Below are 7,339 nucleotides of genomic sequence, written 5' to 3' on the forward strand. Positions count from 1 at the left end.
GCTCGGTGCGACCCCCGGGGGGTCCCGGTGCGATCGGCACGGGTGTGCCCGGCAGGTCGGGTTGGACCTGGCCCGGCCGCCCGGCGATCGGAATTCCGGGGGTCGGGGGAAGCCCGTTGGGGTTCGGCGCCGACGACGCGATATCGGGCGATGCCGGGTACGGCCCATTGGGACCGAACGGACCCTGTTGCTGGTTGACGCCCGCACACGGCATCGGGTTGCCCGGCCGCGGCAGCAATTCCGGCGGCGGCGCGTACGAGCACGGCGTTCCAGGCGGGACGGCCGGACCTGGGTGATCCGCGGTGCCCTCCAGCAACTGAGGCGCCGGGGGCGGGGCACCGTTCGGGAACCGGGTGCCGTTCGGGTCGGGGAACTTGGCCGCCGGCAGACCGGCACTGCGCCAGAAGTCCTCGGGGTCGATTCCACGCTTCTTGAACGCGGCGTCCACCCACGGCTGCAGGATCCAGGGCGGCAGCAGGTTGGTCAGCTGGACCTTGAAGTACGGCCCGGACGCCACCGTTTCGTTGAGGCCGGTAACAGTCTTGCCGATGATCTTGAGGATTGACGCCAGATCGTCCTTGCGCTTGTCCAACAAATCGCTGACCGTGCGCAGCTGCTCCAGCACGTGGTTCAGGTTCGGGTTGTCGTTGATCAGGTTCTCCACTTGCGCCGAGAAAGCCGACACATTGCTCAGCAGCGCGCTGATCGCCCGGCTCCGCTCGTTGAACGCGGCCAGCAGGTTGTTGGAGTTGACGAACAGCCGGTCGACCTGCTGGCTCCGGTCGCCCAGGATGCTGGCGATCTGGTTGGCCTGCGCGAGCAGATGGGTGATCTGCTCGTCGCGCTTGCCGATGGTGTCGGAGAACTTCGCCACCCCGTCCAGCGCCGCGCTCAGATGCGGGTAGGTCTGATCGATGGTCTGCGACAACACATTCAGCGACTGCTTGACGGTGTCGATGTTCCAGCCGGCCGCGGCCTTGGTGACGTCGAAGAACGCGTCGTAAATCTGGTAGGGAGTGGTGCTCTGACCCAGGGCCAACATGCCATTGGGCCGCAACGTCTGGGTGCCGAGCGGCTCGATCTCGAGCACCTTCTTACCCAGGATGGTGTCGGTCTTGATCGCCAGCCGGCTCTCGGTGCCGATGGTTTGGCTGCCGGTCGAGAATCTCATCACCACGTGGTCGCCGGCAAGCTCAATGCCCTCGACTTTACCGACGTCCACACCGGCGATCCGCACCTTGTCGCCGTTGTTCAACTGGCCGCTGTCGGTGAATTGGCCGTAGTAAACGGGCTGGGCGACCAGCATGGGCACGCTTGTGATGGTCTGCCCGACAAGCACGACCAGAACCGTCACGATCAGGCCCATCAGGCCGATCCGCTTCCGGTTGGCGGGTTCCAGCGTTCTCATTGCGGCGTGCACCTACCCGTCGGCTGCGACCAGATTCGGACCGTGCGAACCGGGCCGCCGGCCTGGAGTCCGTTGGTCTTCAGCGTGAGGTCACACAAGTAGAAGTTGACCCAGTCGCCGTAGTTACCGGTGGCATTACCCACGATGTTCATCCCGACCGGTGTGCGCTTGAGCTGGTCGTCGTACAGGTCTTTTTGGTCGACAATGCCCTGCTGAATCGGCTCGAGGTAGTTCAGCGTCTTGTGCAGCAGCGTCCGGTTGTCGGCGAGCAAGTCGGCCACCGTTCCCGCGCCGTTGCTGATATTCGCGATGCCGGCCGCGAACGGCTCGGCATGGTCGTTCAGACCGCTGATCAACTTCTCGAAGTTGTCGACGGTCTCGTCAAAGTCCTTGCGGTGCTTGACCGTGGTGTCCAACACGATGTTGAGGTTCTTGACTACCTCGCCGATCGCCTCGTCGCGCTCGGCGATACGCGAGGTCAGTTGCGCGGTCTGGTCGAGGATGTCGTTGATGGTGCCGCCCTGACCCTGGAAGACGGTGATGATCGCGGTCGCGATGTTGTTGACCTTCTCCGGGTCGAGAGCCCGGAACAATGGCTTGAACCCACCGATCAACGCGTCCAGATCCAGCGCCGGTGAGGTGTGCGCCAGCGGGATGTATCCGTTGGCCGGAAGCACCCGATCAGAACCCTCACCGTCGCCGCGTTTGAGCTCGAGGTACCGGTCACCGATCAGGTTGAGGTAACGCACCTGCGCGGTGGTGGACTGGTACAGCGGGACTGAGTGGTCGACGTCGAAATCGACCCGCACCCGGTGGCCGCCCTCGACCAGCTTGATGTCCTTGACCTTGCCGATCTCCACACCGGATGCCCGGACGAACTGGCCGGACCGCAGCCCGCTGACGTTGTTGAACTCCGCGGAGTAGCTAGAGGTCCGGTCGAAGCGCATCTGACCGAAGACCACCACGATGAGCGCGGTGAAGAGCAGCAACACCGTAGCGGCGATGCCGAGCCTGACAAGGGTTCCGGTAATTTTCATGGGTTGATCGTTTGGTCCCCCATTTGGCGGCCCCACACGTACTCAACGGCGTACGGCGAGCCGGTGTCGACATGGTTGTACGGAGCGAGGCTGTTACCGGTGTCCATGACCAGCGTGGGTGCGGGCCACAGCTCACGGGTGATGGTCTGCCAGCACCCCGGCGCGCCGCCCGGCCCACCGTGCCCGTTCACCCGCGGCAGGTTATCCGGATAGACGTACGGGTTCGGCGCTCCACCGACCACTCCGGCCAGGGCTGCCAGCCCTCCGGTCGCGAGGGTGATGCCGAGCCCGGGCAGGCCCAGGGCCAGCCCCAGTCCGGAGAATATTTCGGTCTCGGACCGTAGCGAATAGCCGTTGGCGCCACCGGCGAACGCCGCGACCTTCGGTTCACCATCGTGCAGGTTGCGGACGGAGCAGAACAGCTCCGGGCTGTAAGTGTCCAGCAGCTGTGCCGACGGCACCAGGTCCTTGGCACCCCGCGCCAGATACGGCCCGCCCTTGTTGAAGATTTCGGCGCCGGTCGCGCCGAAGCCGGCAGCCGCCAGCAGGGCCCGATCCAGATCCTTCTCCTGCGCGTGCACCGTGTGTGCCGTCGTCGACGCGTTGTTCAAGAAATCGAACAGATCGGGAGACGCGTTCGCGTAGGTGTCGCCCAGCACCGCCAGCTGCTGAATGTCGTGCCGGATGATCGGCATCCGCGGATTGACTTCGTCCAGCGCTGCACTGCCGTTGATGATCGACTGACCGAATTTGTCGCCCAGGCCGCTCAACGCCTGCGCCGCCGCACTCAAGGTGAGGTTGACCTTGACCGGGTCCACCTTCTCCGCGATCGACGTGATGGTCTGGAACAGCGTGTTTATTTCCGTCGTCACCGACCGGGCGTCGATCACGTTTGACGGCGTAATCCGCTGTGGCACTGGGTGTTCCGGCGCGGTCATCGACACGTACTTCTCACCGAACACGGTGGTGGCCACGATCCGCGCCTCCACGTTGGCCGGTATCAGATGCATATACTTCGGGTAGACGTCTAAGACGAACTTGACCGCAGACTTGCCGTCCCGTTCGACCTGGTCGATCTTGTCCACCCGGCCGATCTGCACGCCGTTATAGGTGACCTTCGAACCGGGATCCATCACCAGACCGGCCCGGTCGGACAGCATGGTCAGCTTCGTCTTGTCGGTGAAGTCACCCTTGTACTGCAGGAAGACCAACCACAGCACGAGGGCGAAAATCAGGAAGACAACGACACCGGCCACCCGATAGGGCTGGAACGGCGCTTTGTTGATCTTCCCTCGTGGACTCGTCATGGCCGCCTACACCGTGAAGTTGAAGTTCGGATTGACGCCGTAGAGCGCCATCTCGGCACACAGGATCACTACGGGATTCGCAACCAGCGAGAAGCGCATCGAGCGGCCGACCGCCTCGCCCACACCGACCGGGCCGCCGCTGGCGTTGTAACCGTAATAGCAGTGCGACAGCATCACCACCGCGGCGATGATGATCACCTCTACGAACGACCAGAACACGTCGTCGGGTCGCAGGAACGTTCGGAAATAGTGCTCGTAGGTACCCGAAGTCTGCCCGTACAAAAAGGTCGTGACGATCTGCGGCGAGAGGAACGACAGGATCAGGCCGACGGAGTAGAGCGGGATGATCACGACAAGTCCGGCCAGCATCCGGGTCGACACCAGGTAGGCCGTCGACTTGACGCCCATCACTTCCAGCGCGTCGATCTCCTCGCTGATCCGCATGGCGCCGAGTTCGGCGGTGGCGCCGGCGCCGACGGTGGCGGCCAGCGCGATGCCGGTGACGATGGGGGCGACCAGGCGGACGTTGATGAACGCAGCGACGAACCCGAGCAGGGTCTCAATACCGATGTGGCCCAACGACGCCAGACCCTGGATCGCGACCAGCGAACCGGCCGACATCGTGACGAAACCGATGATCACGGCGGTGCCACCGATGACGGCCATCGCGCCGGTGCCCATGCCGACTTCGGCGATCAGGCGCAGGATTTCTTTGCGGTAGCGGGTGAGCGCCCACACCATGTCGCGGACGCCGGTGATCGCGAACCAGCCGATCTTGCCGGCCTCGTCGAGCGGTCGGGTCGCGGACTCGCCGTACTTGCTGAGTGTGGCGGACGCCCGTGGGAAGCGGCCGCGCAATACCTGAACCGTTGACATATCAGAAACCCGTTCCGAATCGAACACCGATGGTGGTCAGCACGACGTTCACCGCGAACAGCGCGACCACGCACAGCACCACGGTTTCGTTGACCGCGGTGCCCAGCCCCTTGGAGCCACCACTCACCGTCAGCCCGCGGTAGCAACCGACCAGCCCGGCGATGAGCCCGAAAGCCAGCGCTTTGATCGTTGCGATGACGACCTCGGGCAGGCCGGTGACGAGGGTCAGCGTGGCCAGATAAGCCCCAGCGGAGACGTGCTGCATGTAGACGCCGAACAGGAAACCGCCCACCAGGCCGACCATGCTGACCAGAGCGTTGAGCAGCATCCCGCACAGGGCACAGGCCAGCACCCGGGGAACCACCAGCCGGTGGATCGGGTCGATGCCAAGCACTTCCATCGCGTCGATCTCCTCGCGGATGGTGCGCGCACCGAGGTCTGCACAAATGGCTGTCGAGACCGCCCCGGCGATCACCAGCACGGTGTTGATCGGACCGATCTGGGTGATCACGGCGATCCCCGCTCCTGCGCCCGAGATGTCAGCGGCGCCGACCTGGATCAGCAGGATGTTGAACGTAAAGATGAAAAGCGCCGTCACCGGCACCGACACCGCCATCGTCGGCAGGAGTGCCACCCGCAGGATGAACCAGCACTGCAGGATGAATTCTTTCCACTGAAATGGAGTGCGGAACAACGCTTTTCCGGTAAGCACACACATCCGGAAGAAGCCACCGACAAGGACCAGCGGTGGGCCGAGCTGATCCCGAAGGTAATCGGTGACACGTGGCTGCGTCGTGGTCACTGGCACCCCCTTCCAGCGCGACCCTGGGCCTCGCGGGGGAGCGGCGAAATGTCTCGCACCGCTCCTCCTTGCCCCGACCCTAGGTGTGTGATCTCCGTCTCCCTACCGGTTGGTAGTAAGGCGGACCACAGGACTGTACCCGATGGGATCGTGGGCTTGCATGGCATCGGCGTTATTAGCCTTTCGTCAATTTGACCTGCGGGTTCATTGTTATGTCAGCTTCCGCTGTCCTACGTTGGATCCGTTGACGCTGAGGAGCTTTGAGCCTCAGGCGAAGCCGCGTAGCGGGTCCGTAATTCGGTCTTCAACACCTTGCCCGCTGGGTTGCGGGGCAGTGCGTCGACGATCTCCAGGCCCTTAGGGTGCTTGTAGCGCGCGAGCCGCTCGTTGAGAAACTCGCCGAGATCCTCGATACGCAGGCCACTTTCCGTTACCGACGCGATCGCGATCGGCACTTCGCCCCATTTCTCGTGCGGACGACCGATGACGGCGACCTCCACGATCTCCGGATGACTGGCGAGGACGTTCTCCACCTCCGCGCAGTAGATGTTCTCTCCGCCGGAGATGATCATGTCCTTCTTCCGGTCGACCACCCACACGTAGCCTTCGTCGTCCATGCGGACCAGGTCACCGGAGTGGAACCAGCCGCCGTGGAACGCCTCGGCGGTCGCTTCCGGGTTGTTCCAGTAGCCGCTCATCAATGTGGGTGCGCGGTAGACGATTTCACCGACCTCCCCGATAGGCACATCGTTCATGTCCTCGTCGACCACGCGGGCCGCCACGGTCGGAATCACCTTGCCGACCGAACCGAGCTTCCTGATCGCGTCCTCGCCGAGCAACATGCATGTGACCGGCGACATCTCGGTTTGACCGAAGGCGGCCAGAATCTGCGACCCGGGGAAGGTTTCCGACATCTGGCGCAGCAGCGTATCCGACGCCGGCGCGGCCCCCCAAGAGATCACTCGCAGCTTCACGTCGCGTGGATTCGCCTGCTGCGCACTACATACCGCCTGCCACTGAGCGGGGACCAGGAAAATCCCGGTGACCTTTTCGGCGGCGAGGACATCGAGCAGATGTCCGGGATCGAATGCGCCGAGCGGATGAATCACCGTGGGCAGACCCATCAGCATTCCGGTTAATAGGTTGCCTATTCCGGCAATATGGAAAAACGGGACTCCGATGAAGCCGATGTCATCGGCGGCGAAGCCGTGCGTGTAGAGGTTGGCCGTCGTCTGACAGGACAGGTTGGTGTGGGTCAGCACCGCACCCTTGGGCCGGCCGGTGGTGCCCGAGGTGTACATGATCAGAGCCGGTGAATCGTTCGGTACGTCCGCCGGCCGGGCCGGATCGCCCGGCTCGTTCAGCAAGTCCTCGTATGCCAGCAGGCCCTCGTCGGCCGAGTCGCCGGCGACCACAATCGTGCTCAGCACGGAGGTGATGCCGCGGACGCCGGCCGCAACCGGCGCAAGCACCGGCTCGGTGATCACCACCCGGGCCTCGCAGTCCTCGACCAGGAAAGCGATCTCCGGCGGCGTGAGTCGGAAGTTGACCGGCACGGCAATGGCGCCGATCATGTTGGCCGCCAGCACCGACTCGACGAACTCGGTCCGGTTCAGCATCAAGATCATCACCCGGTCGCCAAAGCCAACCCCTCGGCGGCTCAGGCTGCCGGCCAGCGCAGCCACCCGGCGGCGAAGCTCCGACCAGGTGACGGTGTTGCCCAGAAATCGCAATGCGGGAGCGCCCGGCTGCATCAATGCGTGCCGTTCGAGTTGATTGACCCAGTTCTGTCGGCGCGCCAAATACGGCTGCTCTAAAAAGGCTCCGTCGGCGTCCGTCCCGTGAGCTCCGTGGCCGGTCAACTGCGCGGTCAACTGGTCGCTCCCCTTCTCGTTGCTAAGCCATGTGC

Annotated in this window: 6 protein-coding genes; all 6 read right to left on the reverse strand. The window is 63.9% G+C overall.

Features of this window, described 5'->3' with window-relative positions; genetic code table 11:
- The coding region (locus WAO18_RS09185) for an MCE family protein (RefSeq protein WP_422205738.1) at positions 1-1,408 on the reverse strand (1,408 nt) is incomplete at its 3' end.
- Positions 1,405-2,445 carry a virulence factor Mce family protein gene (locus WAO18_RS09190; RefSeq protein ID WP_422205740.1) on the reverse strand — a complete coding sequence of 347 codons (1,041 nt, stop codon included), beginning with the start codon at positions 2,443-2,445 and terminating at the stop codon, positions 1,405-1,407. The genes WAO18_RS09185 and WAO18_RS09190, both read right to left, overlap by 4 nt.
- Positions 2,442-3,752 (reverse strand): MCE family protein, encoded by a 1,311-nt coding sequence (locus tag WAO18_RS09195; RefSeq protein WP_422205742.1) that lies wholly within the window; start codon positions 3,750-3,752, stop codon positions 2,442-2,444. Before WAO18_RS09195 ends, WAO18_RS09190 begins: the two co-directional genes overlap by 4 nt.
- Positions 3,753-3,758: 6 nt before the next feature.
- Positions 3,759-4,628, reverse strand: coding sequence for an ABC transporter permease (locus tag WAO18_RS09200; protein ID WP_422205744.1), 870 nt, complete (start codon positions 4,626-4,628; stop codon positions 3,759-3,761).
- A gap of 1 nt (position 4,629) precedes the next feature.
- Positions 4,630-5,346: an MlaE family ABC transporter permease gene (locus WAO18_RS09205; protein WP_422205746.1), complete on the reverse strand. Its 717-nt coding sequence runs from the start codon at positions 5,344-5,346 to the stop codon at positions 4,630-4,632.
- 314 nt (positions 5,347-5,660) lie between these two features.
- Positions 5,661-7,304 (reverse strand): fatty-acid--CoA ligase FadD5, encoded by a 1,644-nt coding sequence (gene fadD5 / locus WAO18_RS09210; RefSeq protein WP_422205748.1) that lies wholly within the window; start codon positions 7,302-7,304, stop codon positions 5,661-5,663.
- Positions 7,305-7,339 lie beyond the last annotated feature (35 nt).

The sequence above is a fragment of the Mycobacterium sp. genome (genome assembly GCF_049278535.1).
Classification (GTDB): Bacteria; Actinomycetota; Actinomycetes; order Mycobacteriales; family Mycobacteriaceae; genus Mycobacterium.